Origin of the sequence: Pseudomonas sp. KU26590, from assembly GCF_026153515.1 — a bacterium.
Lineage (GTDB): Bacteria > Pseudomonadota > Gammaproteobacteria > Pseudomonadales > Pseudomonadaceae > Aquipseudomonas.
Genome location: NZ_CP110644.1, coordinates 4732315 through 4747533, shown reverse-complemented (window position 1 = coordinate 4747533; position 15219 = coordinate 4732315). Strand labels below are relative to the sequence as shown.

At 59.8% G+C, this 15219-nt stretch carries 12 protein-coding genes; 2 read left to right on the top strand and 10 right to left on the bottom strand.

Annotation, left to right across the window (positions count from 1 at the left end; genetic code table 11):
• Nucleotides 1-69: 69 nt before the first annotated feature.
• The 10 genes from aceA to cspD all read right to left on the bottom strand — a co-directional run bounded on the left by aceA (nt 70) and on the right by cspD (nt 12222).
• Complete coding sequence (aceA, locus tag OKW98_RS21145) at nt 70-1395, bottom strand: isocitrate lyase (RefSeq protein WP_108122807.1); 1326 nt, start codon at nt 1393-1395, stop codon at nt 70-72.
• Between the two features lie 552 nt (nt 1396-1947).
• Nucleotides 1948-2736, bottom strand: a complete 789-nt coding sequence (locus tag OKW98_RS21140) for a secretin N-terminal domain-containing protein (RefSeq protein WP_265386516.1) — start codon at nt 2734-2736, stop codon at nt 1948-1950.
• A gap of 161 nt (nt 2737-2897) precedes the next feature.
• A complete protein-coding gene (locus OKW98_RS21135) occupies nt 2898-3323 on the bottom strand; it encodes a GNAT family N-acetyltransferase (protein ID WP_265386515.1) in 426 nt (141 codons plus the stop codon).
• Nucleotides 3316-4482: a cupin domain-containing protein gene (locus tag OKW98_RS21130; protein WP_265386514.1), complete on the bottom strand. Its 1167-nt coding sequence runs from the start codon at nt 4480-4482 to the stop codon at nt 3316-3318. The genes OKW98_RS21135 and OKW98_RS21130 overlap by 8 nt, the downstream gene beginning before the upstream one ends.
• Before the next feature lie 84 nt (nt 4483-4566).
• The gene (purB, locus tag OKW98_RS21125; RefSeq protein WP_265386513.1) at nt 4567-5937 is read right to left on the bottom strand and encodes an adenylosuccinate lyase; all 1371 of its coding nucleotides are present in this window, start codon (nt 5935-5937) and stop codon (nt 4567-4569) included.
• 132 nt (nt 5938-6069) lie between these two features.
• Entirely contained in the window at nt 6070-6690 is a 621-nt protein-coding gene (hflD, locus tag OKW98_RS21120) for a high frequency lysogenization protein HflD (protein ID WP_265386512.1), read from the bottom strand.
• Nucleotides 6690-7820 carry a tRNA 2-thiouridine(34) synthase MnmA gene (gene mnmA, locus OKW98_RS21115; protein ID WP_265386511.1) on the bottom strand — a complete coding sequence of 377 codons (1131 nt, stop codon included), beginning with the start codon at nt 7818-7820 and terminating at the stop codon, nt 6690-6692. The genes hflD and mnmA overlap by 1 nt, the downstream gene beginning before the upstream one ends.
• Nucleotides 7821-8489: 669 nt before the next feature.
• A complete protein-coding gene (locus OKW98_RS21110; RefSeq protein ID WP_265386510.1) occupies nt 8490-8930 on the bottom strand; it encodes an NUDIX hydrolase in 441 nt (146 codons plus the stop codon).
• Between the two features lie 201 nt (nt 8931-9131).
• The gene (locus OKW98_RS21105) at nt 9132-11357 is read right to left on the bottom strand and encodes an NADP-dependent isocitrate dehydrogenase (protein ID WP_265386509.1); all 2226 of its coding nucleotides are present in this window, start codon (nt 11355-11357) and stop codon (nt 9132-9134) included.
• Between the two features lie 598 nt (nt 11358-11955).
• Nucleotides 11956-12222, bottom strand: a complete 267-nt coding sequence (gene cspD, locus OKW98_RS21100) for a cold shock domain-containing protein CspD (RefSeq protein ID WP_265386508.1) — start codon at nt 12220-12222, stop codon at nt 11956-11958.
• A gap of 222 nt (nt 12223-12444) precedes the next feature.
• Here cspD and clpS point away from each other — a divergent pair, with 222 nt between their 5' ends.
• Together clpS and clpA are read left to right on the top strand one after the other, a co-directional pair.
• Nucleotides 12445-12807, top strand: a complete 363-nt coding sequence (gene clpS, locus OKW98_RS21095) for an ATP-dependent Clp protease adapter ClpS (protein ID WP_237252308.1) — start codon at nt 12445-12447, stop codon at nt 12805-12807.
• 30 nt (nt 12808-12837) lie between these two features.
• Nucleotides 12838-15108, top strand: a complete 2271-nt coding sequence (clpA, locus tag OKW98_RS21090; protein WP_265386507.1) for an ATP-dependent Clp protease ATP-binding subunit ClpA — start codon at nt 12838-12840, stop codon at nt 15106-15108.
• The last annotated feature ends 111 nt before the right edge of the window (nt 15109-15219 follow it).

Genomic DNA, 15219 nt, shown 5'->3' with positions numbered 1-15219 from the left:
AGGTTAATTCCGAAATTGTTAGCAGAAAGCCGCCCGAAGGCGACTTCTGAACTCAGGTCATGTGATGGCTTAATGGAACTGTTCTTCTTCCGTCGACCCAGTCAGTGCCGTCACCGAAGACTTGCCACCTTGAATGACCGTGGTCATGTCATCGAAGTAACCGGTGCCCACTTCCTGCTGGTGCGCCACGAAAGTGTAACCCTTGGCGGCGTCGGCGAACTCTTGCTCTTGCAGTTTCACGTAGGCGGTCATGTCGTTGCGGGCGTAGTCATGGGCCAGGTTGAACATGCTGTGCCACATGTTGTGAATGCCCGCCAGGGTAATGAACTGATGCTTGTAGCCCATTGCCGACAGCTCGCGCTGGAATTTGGCGATGGTCGCGTCGTCCAGGTTCTTCTTCCAGTTGAAAGACGGCGAGCAGTTATAGGACAGCAACTGATCCGGGTATTCCTTCTTGATCGCTTCGGCGAAGCGACGGGCCTCGTCCAGATCCGGCTTGGCGGTTTCACACCAGATCAGATCGGCATATGGCGCGTACGCCAGGCCGCGGGCAATCGCCTGGTCCAGGCCGGCCCGTACTTTGTAGAAGCCTTCCGGCGTGCGGGTCCCGGTCACGAACGGCTGGTCGTACGGGTCGCAGTCCGACGTCAGCAGGTCCGCAGCGTTGGCGTCGGTGCGCGCCAGAATAATGGTCGGCACGCCGGCAACGTCAGCCGCCAGGCGGGCGGCCACCAGCTTCTGTACCGCTTCCTGGGTGGGGACCAGAACCTTGCCGCCCATATGGCCGCATTTTTTCACCGAGGCCAGTTGGTCTTCGAAGTGCACGCCGGCAGCGCCTGCCTCGATCATGCTCTTCATCAGCTCATAAGCGTTGAGCACGCCGCCGAAACCAGCTTCGGCGTCGGCAACGATCGGCGCGAAGTAATCGATATAACCTTCGTCGCCCGGGTTCTTGCCGGCTTTCCACTGGATCTGGTCGGCGCGGCGGAACGAGTTGTTGATCCGCTTGACCACCGTCGGCACCGAGTCCACCGGATACAGCGACTGATCGGGGTACATCGATTCGGCGGAGTTGTTGTCCGCCGCGACTTGCCAGCCAGACAGGTAGATCGCCTGGATGCCGGCTTTGACTTGTTGCACGGCCTGGCCACCGGTGAGTGCGCCCATGCAGTTGACGAAATCCTTGTCGGGACGGAAGGAAGGCCGGGCGCCCTGAGTTACCAGGTTCCACAGCTTGTCAGCGCCCAGCTTTGCAAACGTGTGTTCAGGCTGAACCGAGCCACGCAGGCGGACGACGTCAGCAGCGGAATAGGTGCGGGTTACGCCTTTCCAGCGTGGATTCTCGGCCCAGTCTTTCTCGATGGCTGCAATTTGTTGTTCGCGTGTCAGTGCCATGGGGTAAACCTCGTTGCTTGGTGTTGTGGGTCTTGAGGTGAAGCTCCTTGCTTCGCCGGCGCCGGTCTTTCTTCAAGGCGCACTGATGGCTGCTCGCTGAATCGGAGAGCATGTTTTTCTCAGTAAGGTTATTCGCCATCGAGATGATGAGGCGATGAAGCTGCCTTGTGGGCGTAAATGACGCTAATCGCCACGAACGTGTTGAGTTCGGGCGCGATCAGGAGGCGTTCTGCACAGTCTCTGATCAGCGGGAGCGAGGCCATCATGCCTCGGCAATTTTGCCTCGTCAAACACTTTGTAGTGCTTTTTTAGTAGCACTACATTTTTCGTCCAATGCGACTTGTCGGTCAGTTTCGGGCGGGCAAGTGCTGGAAGGGGAAGTCACCGTGAATACGGGGCGGTCACGGGAGAGGGACTAGATGTAGTGCCGTATCGGGCACTACATCATCAGTGAGGCCGTTGAGTCTCAGGATCGATGTCATTACCTACGTCTGGTGCGAAATCCTACAGATTGCAGGGCGTCGATTCAGTGGAGGCGTAAACGATGTCCCCTCAATCCAGGCTATCGACCTTCACCCGCAGCTGCATGTCGTTGCTGCCCTGTGTCGAGTAACGTCGGACGACGCCGTGTTCGTCGGCACGGGACTGGTCGCTGGCGCCGGCCAGCGTGATCCACTCACCCAGCCGACCACTGACTTGCGTGTCGGTACTCTGCACCTTGATCGCGTCAGCCTGTTGCTGGCTCATGCGGTCGTTGTTGGTGCTGATGTTCAGATGGACGATGTCACCGGTGACCGTCGCCGTGACATAGAAGCCCTGAGTCACGTTGCGGTATTGCGTGTTGGTCTGCGGGTAGCCATAGCCGTCGGACTGAACCGAGGTGATCGGTATGCTCTGGCCCATCTGGATCAGCGCCGGCGTCCCTTCGTTGGCCTGAACCTGTTGCACGCCACCCTCGCGGCTGGCGGTGCCGTAATTCTGGATGCGCGTCCGGCCGTCGGCGCTGATGCGTCCGTCCTGGGAGCGCACGGTGCCGTTGACCGAGTAGCCCTGGCCGCTCTGCACCGTGCTGTCGCTGGTGTCGACGCTGATCATCAGACGCTTGGGCGCCGTGTCGAGCTGGCCGAGGAGGTCGCGCAGTTCGCTGATCTTGTCCGGTTCGGCGTTGACGATGAGCTTGTTGCCATAGGCGTTGACGCTGCCTTCGTTGCCCAGAAACGACTTCACGGTGGGCAGCAGCTCATCGCTGGTGCGGTAATTCAGGGGGATGACTTCAGTGGCGGCCGCCGCCGTGAAGCTGCAAGCCAGCAGCAGTGAAGCGAGCAGGGTGCGTATTGACATCGGTGGGGTCTCCGCGAGAGGCGCGTCTAAACGACGAGTTTGCCAGTTTGTCGGCCTGGGCAGCACCAAGTTGAATCGCAGACAGCAAAACGCCCCGGCGCTCGCGTTCAGCTTAGGCGGCTGAAGCGCGAACGACGGGGCGCAAATGTCGCCAAGTGCAATCAGTGCGAGTGACGCACCATGTCCACATGGGGCAGGCCTGCTTCGAGAAACTCGTCGCTGACCACGGTAAAGCCAAAGCGCTCATACAACGCAGTGGCATGAACCTGCGCGCTGAGTCGCGTCTGTTTCAGGTCGCGGCGCTCCGCTTCGGCGAGGATCGCGGTGATCAACGCCTCACCCACGTTGAGGCCGCGCCAGTCCTTGAGGACGGACAAGCGGCCAAATTCACCATCGGCGAGCAAGCGCGCGGTGCCCACGGCGTAATCCCCTTCAAGCGCCAGAAAGTGCAGTGCGCCTGCATCTTCCGAGTCCCATTCCAGTTCGGGCGGAACCGACTGTTCAAACACGAACACGGCGTCACGAATGCGCCGAATGTCGGCGTTGTCTTTCTGCCAGTCGGCTACCCGTACGTGGATCTTATTCATCAGCAAACCCCAGACTTCCTTGTTTGACCAGCTCACAGAGCAGGTTACGTCCATCGTCATCTGCCAGCCACTGGCCCAGATTGTCGATGTGCAGCGCATCGGCCGCGCAGATCATTTTCAGCAGTTCGCGAAGATGGCCCGGCAACAGACGGCTTTGACCGCTGGCGAACAGTAACAGATCGTCGTCGACTTCCGACCACGCCAGTCGCGCGCTCGGGTTGCGGATCAGTACGGCGCCCTGTTCCAGGCTGTCGAGCAGCTCGCTCTCGACCAGTTCCGGGCCAACCACCAGCTCGGGATAACGAGGCTCGGTCATGAACTGGCCGAACCAGGTCAGCAGCAGGCGCTCGTCACCCATGTGCTCGGCCAGCAAGCCCTTCAGGCGGTCGAGGGCGTCGTGTTGGATCTGGTGCGGATCGCTGACCGGCTGGGCGTCGGCATCTGTGTAGCGTTCTTCTTCAGGCATGAACTGGCTGAGGAAGTCGGTGAAGTGGGTCAGCACTTCGGCGGCGCTTGGCGCGCGGAAGCCCACCGAGTAGGTCAGGCACTCATCCACCGCGACGCCGCAATGGGCCAGGCGCGGCGGCAGGTAAAGCATGTCGCCCGGTTCCAGCGTCCACTCGTCGGTACCCTGGAAATCGGCGAGGATGCGCAGGTCGGCGTGCTCAAGCAGTTTGCTCTCGGAGTCGCACATCTGGCCGATCTGCCAGTGACGCTTGCCGTGGCCCTGCAGCAGGAACACGTCGTAGTTGTCGAAATGCGGGCCGACGCTGCCGCCTGGCGCGGCGTAGCTGATCATCACGTCATCGATGCGCCAGCTCGGCAGGAAGCGGAAGTTTTCCAGCAGTTCGCTGACTTCAGGCACGAACTGATCCACGGCCTGGACCAGCAGGGTCCACTCGCGCTCCGGCAATTTGCTGAAGTCGTCCTCGGCGAACGGGCCGCGACGCAGCTCCCATGGGCGCTCGCCTTTCTCGATCACCAGGCGCGATTCAATTTCTTCTTCCAGCGCCAGGCCGGCCAGTTCATCGGCGTCGATCGGGCTCTGGAAATCCGGAATGGCCTGACGGATCAGCAACGGTTTCTTCTGCCAGTAGTCACGCAGGAACTCGCGCGCTGTGATGCCACCTAGGAGCTGAAGAGGGATGTCAGGATTCATGTGTAACCTATTGAAAAAACGAGTTTTTACGACGGGAATAAAAACGCCCGGCTCAGCCGGGCGTTCAGAGCGTGTGCAGTGCTTTCAGATGCGCTTGGCTTGCGCCACGGCGTTGCCGATGTAGTTCGCCGGCGTGAGCTTCTTCAGCTCGGCCTTGGCTTCGGCAGGCATGTCCAGGCCGTCGATGAAGGTCTGCAGCGCTTCAGGGCCGATGCCCTTGCCGCGCGTCAATTCCTTGAGCTTCTCGTACGGGTTCTCGATGTCGTAGCGACGCATGACCGTTTGAATCGGCTCGGCCAGGACTTCCCAGCAAGCGTCCAGATCGGCGGCGATCTTCTGCTCGTTGAGCTCCAGCTTGCTGATGCCTTTGAGGCTCGCTTCGTAGGCAATCACGCTGTGAGCGAAGCCCACGCCAAGGTTGCGCAGCACGGTGGAGTCGGTCAGGTCGCGCTGCCAGCGGGAGATCGGCAACTTGCTGGCCAGATGCTGGAACAGCGCGTTGGCGATGCCGAGGTTGCCTTCGGAGTTTTCAAAATCGATCGGGTTGACCTTGTGCGGCATGGTCGACGAACCGATTTCACCGGCGATGGTGCGTTGCTTGAAGTAGCCCAGGGAGATGTAGCCCCAGATGTCGCGGTCGAAGTCGATCAGGATCGTGTTGTAGCGGGCAATCGCGTCGAACAGCTCGGCAATGTAATCGTGGGGCTCGATCTGCGTGGTGTAGGGGTTGAAGCCCAGGCCCAGCTCGTCTTCGATGAAGGCGCGGGCGTTGGCTTCCCAGTCGATGTCCGGGTAGGCCGACAGGTGCGCGTTGTAGTTGCCGACGGCGCCGTTGATCTTGCCCAGCAGCGGCACGGCGGCCACTTGAGCGATCTGACGCTCCAGGCGGTAAACGACGTTGGCCAGTTCCTTGCCCAGGGTGGTCGGCGAGGCCGGTTGACCGTGGGTGCGCGAGAGCATCGGCACGGCGGCGAAACGGATCGCCAGTTCGCGGATCGACTCGGCGATCTGACGCATCAGCGGCAGCAGCACGGTGTCACGGCCTTCGCGCAGCATCAGCGCGTGGGACAGGTTGTTGATGTCTTCGCTGGTGCAGGCGAAGTGAATGAACTCGCTGACCTTGGCCAGCTCCGGCAACTTCGCAGCCTGCTCCTTGAGCAGGTACTCGATGGCTTTGACGTCGTGGTTGGTGGTGCGCTCGATCTCTTTCACGCGCTCGGCGTGCTCGAGGGCGAAGTCGTTGGCCAGGGCATCGAGGATGGCGTTGGCGTCAGCGGAAAACGCCGGGACTTCAGGAATCTGCGGGTGAGCCGCCAGGCGTTGCAGCCAGCGTACTTCCACCAGGGCGCGGAAACGGATCAGGCCGTATTCGCTGAAAATCGGGCGCAGGGCCTGGGTTTTGCCGGCGTAGCGGCCATCTACAGGGGAAACCGCAGTGAGCGAAGAAAGCTGCATGGGGTGTTCTCGGACTGTCGGGCAACGAAAAGGGGCGCGTATCATACATGAAAACTCTGGTCAGCCGAGGCTGGCTGACCGTTATGAGTCGCGCGATGTCGGGTTCGGAGCGAACTTCATGGCATTCGCCACTCAGCGGTGGAGCAATGGATACAATTCTTTCAATAACTTGCGGCGGCTGATCACCAGTTGCCAGCGGTGACCGCCCACTTGTCGCCAAAGTCGCGCGCAGCGAATCCCGGCCAGTAACAGCGCGCGGATTTTCGACGCATTGTTGGGTTGCTGCAGGTTGCGCATGTCACCGTGGACCTGAATCCGCTGACGCAAGGTGCTCAGGGTGTCCTGGTACAGCGCGCCGCTGGCAGCAATGACGTTCTCGTGAGCGATACCGAAATGCTCCACCTGGGATTTGATCTGCGGCAGGCGCTTGCCGATGGTGTCGAGCATGTCATCGCGCTTGGACAGCTGGCGCTCCAGGCCCAGCATCGCCAGGGCATAACGCAAGGGTTCCCGCTGCAGCGTGGCCGGATCGCGTTCAAGGGCGCTGGCGAGGGCGCGGTAACCCTCGTGCAGATTCAGATCGTCGCCGCCGAACACGTCCAGCGTGTCCTTCGGGTCCATGACCATCAGCGTGCCCATCAGGCAGCCAACGGCGGCTTCACCGGCCTGACCGGTCTTGGCGATGCGATCGACCAGTACGGCGGCCTGAAAGACCCCGGCCAGGGCGACAAGTTGTTCCTGAATCGGGGTCATCAACGTGCATCCCTGGTGTGCCACGGCTCGGCGATTTCGATGACGCCGCCACCCAGGCAGACCTCGCCGTCGTAAAACACCACGGACTGGCCCGGCGTTACCGCGCGTTGCGGCTCGTCGAAGGTGGCGCGGTAACCGGTTTCGGTGCGTTCCAGGGTGCAGCGCTGGTCGCTCTGGCGGTACCGCACTTTGGCGGTCAGCTGACGCGGGCTGGTCAGGTCGATCGGGTTGACCCAGTAGATCTCCGAAGCGAGCAGGGCGCGGGAGAACAGCCATGGGTGTTCGTTGCCCTGGCCGACAATCAGCTCGTTGTGCTCCAGGTCCTTGACCAGTACATACCACGGCTCGTCGCCGGCATCTTTCAGGCCGCCGATGCCCAGGCCCTGGCGCTGGCCGATGGTGTGGTACATCAGGCCGGCATGCCGACCGATGACTTCGCCTTCGGTGGTCTTGATCTCGCCGGGCTGCGCGGGCAGGTATTGCTTGAGGAAGTCGGTGAAACGACGTTCGCCAATGAAGCAAATGCCGGTCGAGTCCTTCTTTTTCGCGGTCGCCAGCTGGTATTTCTCGGCGATGGCGCGCACCTCGGGCTTCTCCAGTTCACCGACCGGGAACAGGGTCTTGGCGATCTGCTCGCCGCCGACTGCGTGGAGGAAGTAACTCTGGTCCTTGTTCGGGTCCAGGCCCTTGAGCAGTTCGGTACGGCCGTCGATGTCACGGCGACGCACGTAGTGACCGGTAGCGATCAGGTCGGCGCCGAGCATGAAGGCGTAGTCGAGGAAAGCTTTGAACTTGATCTCGCGGTTGCACAGGATGTCCGGGTTCGGCGTGCGTCCGGCTTTGTATTCTTCGAGGAAGTGCTCGAAGACGTGATCCCAGTACTCGGCCGCGAAGTTTACGGTGTGCAGTTTGATGCCGATCTTGTCGCACACGGCCTGGGCGTCCGCGAGGTCGTCCATGGCGGTGCAGTATTCCGTTCCGTCGTCTTCTTCCCAGTTCTTCATGAACAGGCCTTCCACCTGGTACCCCTGCTCCATGAGCAGAAGGGCGGAGACCGAAGAATCCACGCCGCCGGACATGCCGACGATGACGCGCTTCTTTTCTGTATCGGAAAAGGCTGAATCAGACATAGGAATTCGATTGGGTAGCAGCAGGAAAGGGCGCGATTCTAGCAGGGAGTCGGCGCCAAGGCTAAAAGCTATTCAGTTGCACAGACGCAAGGGATTAGTAGGACCGGCTTCAGCCGGGAAGAGGCCTGAATGAACACCCTGAATGTTGCGGTGTGACCTCTGACTCTTTCCCGGCTAAAGCCGGTCCTACGGGGTGCATACGGTCTGTAGGACCGGCTTCAGCCGGGAATGGGCCTGAACGAACAACCAGAGTCTGCGGTGCTGCATCTGACGCTTTCCCGGCTAAAGCCGGTCCTACGGGGTGCATACGGTCTGTAGGACCGGCTTCAGCCGGGAATGGGCCTGAACGAACAACCAGAGTCTGCGGTGTGATCTCTGACGCTTTCCCGGCTAAAGCCGGTCCTACGGGGCGCATACGGTCTGTAGGACCGGCTTCAGCCGGGAATGGGCCTGAACGAACAACCAGAGTCTGCGGTGTGATCTCTGACGCTTTCCCGGCTAAAGCCGGTCCTACGGGGTGCATACGGTCTGTAGGACCGGCTTCAGCCGGGAATGGGCCTGAACGAACAACCAGAGTCTGCGGTGTGACCTCTGACGCTGTCCGGGCTAAAGCCGGTCCTACGGGGTGCATACGGTCTGTAGGACCGGCTTCAGCCGGGAAGAGGCCAGTCAGTCGCGTACCACCTCCAGGCGGTGAGTCGGACCTGTCAGGTAGTCGTCCACGCAGCGCAAGACCAGCTCGCTGCGCCAGCGCTCCGGTTGGCTGGCGAGTTCGTCGCGGCTGAACCAGGGCGCGCCGACGATGCCGGTGTCCAGCACACGCTCGGGATAGTGTCGCACTGCTTTGGCCGAAAAACACACGCGCTGATAGGTCACGCCATTGCTCGGCGCGGTGTACAGGTAAATGCCGACGACGCCGGTCAGTTCGACGTCCCAGCCGGTTTCTTCCAGGGTTTCGCGGATAGCCGCTTCACGCAACGTCTCATCAGGCTCCAGGTGCCCGGCAGGCTGATTGAGCACCAGCTTGCCGTTTTTCAATTCTTCGACGAACAGAAAACGGCCGTTGTCTTCGATGACGGTTGCGACGGTGATGTGGGGGTGCCAGGTCATTGGGGCTTCTCGTTATTTGTAGGAGCCATCCGAGTTTACGAGGGTCGCGATGCGCAGTGTCAGGTAAACCGCATTCGCCACCGTCGTAACCTCCGATGGTTCCTACAGGGAGCGGTGTCAGTCAGCAAAAAAAAGCCCCGGCGCAATGGCTAGGGCTTTCTTATCGCACTAAGCAGCTTTTCAGTCGCCCATCGGCACGCCTTACTTCAGCGCATTAATCGCGTCGTTCAGCGTCTTGCTTGGGCGCATCGCGTTGCTGGCCAGTTCCGGGGTAGGGAAGTAGTAGCCGCCGATGTCCAATGGCTTGCCCTGTACGCTGTTCAGCTCGGCGACGATGGTCGCTTCGTTGTCAGCCAGGGTTTTTGCAAGCTCGGTGAACTTGGCTTGCAGCGCTGTATCTTCAGTCTGTGCCGCCAGAGCCTGAGCCCAGTAGGTGGCCAGGTAGAAGTGGCTGCCACGGTTGTCGATACCGCCGACCTTGCGCGATGGCGACTTGTTGTTGTCCAGGAACTGACCGGTGGCTTTGTCCAGGGCAGTGGCAAGTATCAGCGCTTTCGGGTTGTGGTAGACGTTGCCCAGGTGCTCGAGAGACGCGGCCAGTGCCAGGAATTCGCCCAGCGAATCCCAGCGCAGGAAGTTCTCTTCGTTCAGCTGTTGAACGTGCTTGGGCGCCGAACCACCTGCGCCGGTTTCGAACAGACCACCGCCACTCATCAGCGGCACGATGGAGAGCATCTTGGCGCTGGTGCCCAGTTCCATGATCGGGAACAGGTCGGTCAGGTAGTCGCGCAGCACGTTGCCGGTCACCGAAATGGTGTCCTTGCCCGCGCGGATACGATCCAGGGAGACCTTCATCGCGTCGACTGGCGACTGGATGCTGATGTCCAGGCCTGCAGTGTCGTGATCCTTCAGGTAGTGCTCGACCTTCTTGATCATCGCCGCATCGTGGGCACGCTCAGGGTCCAGCCAGAAAATGGCCGGTGTGCCACTCAGGCGCGCACGGTTGACGGCCAGTTTGACCCAGTCCTGAATCGGCGCGTCCTTGGTCTGGCACATGCGCCAGATGTCGCCGGCTTCAACATTCTGCTCCATCAAGACCTGACCTTTGTCGTCGGTCACACGGACCACGCCATCGGTTTCGATCTGGAAGGTTTTGTTGTGCGAGCCGTACTCTTCGGCTTTCTGCGCCATCAGGCCAACGTTTGGCACGCTGCCCATGGTAGTCGGGTCGAAGGCGCCGTGTTGCTTGCAGTCTTCGATCACCGCCTGATAGATGGTCGCGTAGCAACGATCCGGAATCACGGCCTTGGTGTCCTGCAGGACGCCGTCGTTGTTCCACATCTTGCCGGAATCACGAATCATCGCCGGCATCGAGGCGTCGACGATGACGTCGCTCGGCACGTGCAGGTTGGTGATGCCCTTGTCGGAGTTGACCATCGCCAGAGGAGGGCGGGTCGCGTAGACGGCTTTGATGTCCGCTTCGATCTGCGCTTGCTGGTCGGCTGGCAGGTCTTTGATGCGGGCGTACAGGTCGCCGATGCCGTTGTGCAGGTTGAAGCCGATTTCTTTCAGAACGTCAGCGTGTTTGCTCAGCGCTTCCTGATAGTACTCGGCGACAAACTCACCAAACATGATCGGGTCCGAGACCTTCATCATGGTGGCTTTCAAATGCACCGAGAACAGCACGCCAAGCTTCTTGGCGTCCTCGATTTCACGGGCCACGAAAGCACGCAGGGCTTTCTTGCTCATGGTCGCGCAGTCGATGATCTCGCCCGCCAGTACCGAAGTCTTGTCCTTCAGCACGGTGGTGCTGCCGTCCTTGCCGATCAGCTCGACCTTCACGGCGCCAGCGGCTTCGATCAGCGAAGATTTTTCGCTGCCGTAGAAGTCGCCGTTATCCATGTGCGCCACGTGGGACTTGGAGTCCGCAGCCCAGGCGCCCATTTTGTGCGGGTGCTTGCGTGCGAAGTTCTTGACGGAGAGCGGCGCTCGGCGATCAGAGTTACCTTCACGCAGAACCGGGTTAACGGCGCTGCCTTTCACTTTGTCGTAGCCAGCCAGGGCAACCTTGTCGGCTTCGGTGACGACTTCATCCGGGTAGTTCGGGATGTCGTAGCCCTTGGCTTGCAGTTCCTTGATCGCGGCCTTCAGTTGAGGAACCGAGGCGCTGATGTTCGGCAGCTTGATGATGTTGGCTTCCGGCGTGGTCGCCAGTTGGCCCAGCTCTGCCAGATCGTCGGAAACCTTCTTGTCACCCAGGCGCTCGGGGAAGCTGGCGAGGATGCGGGCTGCAAGCGAGATGTCGCGGGTTTCAACGGCGATGTCAGCGGAGGCGGTGAACGCTTCGATGATAGGCAACAGTGAGTAGGTGGCGAGGGCTGGCGCTTCGTCAGTGAAGGTGTAGATGATCTTCGAGCGGATGGACATTTTCGGGATAACTCTCTTCTTTGCTGAGCGTACACAAAATTTCGAGATGCGCAGGGTAGGCACTTTCGCCCAAAGTATCGATGAGCCGAAAGTCGAGAATTTCGTCGCGTGATAGGGGGTGCATCAGTCGAGCGTCAAACGGTCAGACCCGGGTAGCGGTCTGGCCTGTCGAGGGCTGAAAGCCTGAGTTCAGGTGGTCCGGCCCCCAATGACCCAACGGTCACCGGCGCTGAGTATATCACCGCACCCGGCCATTACTACGGTACTCGTGTGACGGCTTTGCGGTGCCCTGGACCATGATGCGGGTCTCGGGAGGTGTCATGATTTTCTCTGAAAACCCTTGAACCCTTGTATCACGGGGCCTGCGGCAACCTGTCGCAGTGGTCTGAGGCCGATGCGGCTGGTCCAGTCACCCACCGGATTTCGACTAAAGGCGCAGCTGCGCCACGGCTGCGTTCGTTCACCTCTATATAGATGTACGGTATAGATGTACGGAGCGAGATGTGCAGGGCACAAAAAAAGCCGGCCAACCCTCGACGGATTCACCGGCTTTTCGAATCTCGCGCTTGAACGGTCCGGCTCAGGCGTGATTGTTGCGCTATGCACGCTGCGTCTCTGGCTGTCTTTCGTGATGAGAGACTGACCCAGGGGCTGCAGCGGTTACTTGAGCGCTGATTCCCACGGCGTGCTTGCCCTTGGGGCCTTGAATGATCTCGAACTGAACCGGTTGGCCGGCCTTCAACGTTTTATAGCCTTCCATAGTGATCGCCGAGTAGTGCGCGAACAGGTCTTCAGACTCGCCGTCTTTAACGATGAAGCCATACCCCTTGGCGTTGTTGAACCACTTGACCTTACCGCTGTGCATAGTCACATCCCTCTGCAAAGGACTCCGATGGGAGTATCATCACCTCTCATCCGCCGGACCTAAAAAATTTTGGTTGACTGCGCGGACCCTTTTTACCCAATGTGGGTTCTATTGTTTGTAACACTGATTGGCCGATAGTCAAGGTCAAGCGGCGGTCCAGTTGAAAACCGGTATCACCGCCACCATTTATTTCAATCACGTCCTCTGTGAACCTTCTTTACCATGCATGCAATCAGCAAGATTCGACTAACATTCAATCAGGATGACTCGCATCCCCATGAGGACGATGCGTCGGGCACCGCTGTACAGGAAGCCAAGCCGACATTGCAGGTGCCGCCGATGTACAAGGTGGTTTTGTTCAACGATGACTACACCCCGATGGATTTCGTTGTCGAAGTGCTCGAGGTGTTTTTCAACCTGAATCGTGAGCTGGCGACCAAGGTCATGCTGGCCGTCCATACAGAGGGACGGGCCGTTTGCGGATTGTTTACCCGCGACATCGCCGAGACCAAGGCTATGCAGGTCAACCAGTACGCCAGGGAAAGCCAGCATCCGCTACTCTGTGAAATCGAGAAGGACGGTTAAACGCCGGACACTTGGGTATGAGGTGAAGCTATGTTAAACCGTGAGCTCGAAGTCACCCTCAATCTGGCTTTCAAGGAGGCCCGCTCGAAACGTCATGAGTTCATGACCGTTGAGCATCTCCTGCTGGCCCTATTGGACAATGAGGCTGCCGCCACCGTACTGCGTGCCTGCGGCGCAAACCTCGACAAACTCAAACACGACCTCCAGGAGTTCATCGACTCCACCACGCCGCTGATTCCCGTCCATGACGAGGATCGCGAGACCCAACCTACACTCGGCTTCCAGCGCGTTCTACAGCGTGCGGTTTTTCATGTGCAGAGCTCCGGCAAGCGGGAGGTCACTGGCGCAAACGTGCTGGTGGCGATCTTCAGCGAGCAGGAAAGCCAGGCAGTGTTTCTGCTCAAGCAGCAGAGCGTTGCCCGTATCGATGTCGTCAACTATATCGCCCACGGTATTTCCAAAGTGCCTGGGCATGGCGATCAATCTGAAGGTGAGCAAGATATGCAGGATGACGAGGGCGGTGAGTCTTCTTCCTCAGGCAATCCTCTGGATGCCTATGCGAGCAACCTGAATGAGCTGGCCCGTCAAGGCCGCATCGATCCGCTGGTAGGGCGCGAGATGGAAGTCGAGCGCGTCGCTCAGATTCTCGCGCGGCGCCGCAAGAACAACCCGCTGCTGGTGGGCGAGGCCGGGGTGGGTAAAACCGCCATTGCCGAAGGTCTGGCCAAGCGCATCGTCGACAACCAGGTGCCGGACCTGCTGGCCAACAGCGTCGTGTACTCCCTCGACCTGGGCGCACTGCTGGCCGGTACCAAGTACCGTGGGGATTTCGAAAAACGCTTCAAGGCGCTGCTCGGCGAGTTGAAGAAACGTCCGCACGCGATCCTCTTCATCGACGAAATCCACACCATCATCGGTGCGGGTGCTGCGTCAGGTGGCGTGATGGACGCCTCCAACCTGCTCAAGCCGCTATTGTCGTCGGGTGATATCCGTTGCATCGGTTCGACCACGTTCCAGGAATTCCGCGGCATCTTCGAGAAAGACCGTGCGCTGGCCCGTCGCTTCCAGAAAGTCGACGTCTCCGAGCCGTCAGTCGAAGACACCATCAGCATCCTGCGCGGCCTGAAAGGCCGTTTCGAACAGCATCACAATATCGAGTACAGCGACGAAGCCCTGCGTGCCGCTGCCGAACTGGCATCGCGCTACATCAATGACCGTCACATGCCCGACAAGGCCATTGACGTGATTGACGAGGCGGGCGCCTATCAGCGGCTGCAACCGGTGGAAATGCGCGTCAAGCGCATTGAAGTGCCGCAGGTTGAAGACATCGTGGCGAAGATCGCACGGATCCCCCCAAAGCACGTCAACAGCTCCGACAAGGAGTTGCTGCGTAATCTGGAGCGTGACCTGAAGCTGACCGTTTTTGGTCAGGATGCCGCCATCGACTCGCTGTCCACCGCGATCAAGCTGTCGCGCGCGGGCCTCAAGTCGCCGGACAAGCCTGTCGGTTCGTTCCTGTTCGCAGGTCCGACCGGTGTCGGCAAGACCGAGGCCGCGCGTCAACTGGCCAAAGCGCTGGGTATCGAGCTGGTGCGTTTCGACATGTCCGAGTACATGGAGCGCCACACCGTATCGCGTCTGATCGGTGCACCGCCGGGCTACGTCGGTTTTGATCAGGGCGGCCTGCTGACTGAAGCGGTCACCAAACAGCCGCATTGCGTGCTGCTGCTCGATGAAATCGAGAAGGCGCACCCGGAAGTCTTCAACCTGCTGCTGCAGGTGATGGACCACGGGACGCTCACCGATAACAACGGGCGCAAGGCGGACTTCCGCAATGTGATCGTGATCATGACCACTAACGCCGGTGCAGAAACGGCGGCGCGTGCTTCGATCGGTTTCACCCATCAGGATCACTCCTCTGATGCGATGGAAGTGATCAAGAAGAGTTTCACGCCGGAATTCCGCAACCGTCTGGACACCATCATTCAATTCGGTCGCCTCAGCCATGAGGTTATCAAGAGTGTGGTGGACAAGTTCCTTACCGAACTTCAGGCGCAGCTGGAAGACAAGCGTGTACAGCTGGAAGTGACCGACGCGGTGAGGGGTTACCTGGCCGAAGGCGGTTACGACGCAGCGATGGGTGCGCGTCCGATGGCACGTCTGATTCAGGACAAGATCAAGCGCCCGCTGGCGGAGGAAATCCTCTTCGGCGAGCTGTCCGAGCGCGGCGGTGTTGTACACATCGACGTCAAAGACGGCGAGATCACGTTCGAATACGAGACCACGGCTGAGATGGCCTGACGTTTCGGTTCACTGCAATAAACCTGAAAGGCGCCGATTGGCGCCTTTTTTGTTGGCTTCATGGTCTTGAATCGCGCGCACACAAAAACGCCCGGCATGTGCCGGGCGTTT

Excerpts from the sequence above, each read along its gene's own strand:
- aceA (WP_108122807.1), bottom strand. The coding sequence starts at position 1,395 with ATGGCACTGACACGCGAACAACAAATTGCAGCCATCGAGAAAGACTGG.
- OKW98_RS21140 (WP_265386516.1), bottom strand. The coding sequence starts at position 2,736 with ATGTCAATACGCACCCTGCTCGCTTCACTGCTGCTGGCTTGCAGCTTC.
- OKW98_RS21135 (WP_265386515.1), bottom strand. The coding sequence starts at position 3,323 with ATGAATAAGATCCACGTACGGGTAGCCGACTGGCAGAAAGACAACGCC.
- OKW98_RS21130 (WP_265386514.1), bottom strand. The coding sequence starts at position 4,482 with ATGAATCCTGACATCCCTCTTCAGCTCCTAGGTGGCATCACAGCGCGC.
- purB (WP_265386513.1), bottom strand. The coding sequence starts at position 5,937 with ATGCAGCTTTCTTCGCTCACTGCGGTTTCCCCTGTAGATGGCCGCTAC.
- hflD (WP_265386512.1), bottom strand. The coding sequence starts at position 6,690 with ATGACCCCGATTCAGGAACAACTTGTCGCCCTGGCCGGGGTCTTTCAG.
- mnmA (WP_265386511.1), bottom strand. The coding sequence starts at position 7,820 with ATGTCTGATTCAGCCTTTTCCGATACAGAAAAGAAGCGCGTCATCGTC.
- OKW98_RS21110 (WP_265386510.1), bottom strand. The coding sequence starts at position 8,930 with ATGACCTGGCACCCCCACATCACCGTCGCAACCGTCATCGAAGACAAC.
- OKW98_RS21105 (WP_265386509.1), bottom strand. The coding sequence starts at position 11,357 with ATGTCCATCCGCTCGAAGATCATCTACACCTTCACTGACGAAGCGCCA.
- cspD (WP_265386508.1), bottom strand. The coding sequence starts at position 12,222 with ATGCACAGCGGTAAGGTCAAGTGGTTCAACAACGCCAAGGGGTATGGC.
- clpS (WP_237252308.1), top strand. The coding sequence starts at position 12,445 with ATGCATGCAATCAGCAAGATTCGACTAACATTCAATCAGGATGACTCG.
- clpA (WP_265386507.1), top strand. The coding sequence starts at position 12,838 with ATGTTAAACCGTGAGCTCGAAGTCACCCTCAATCTGGCTTTCAAGGAG.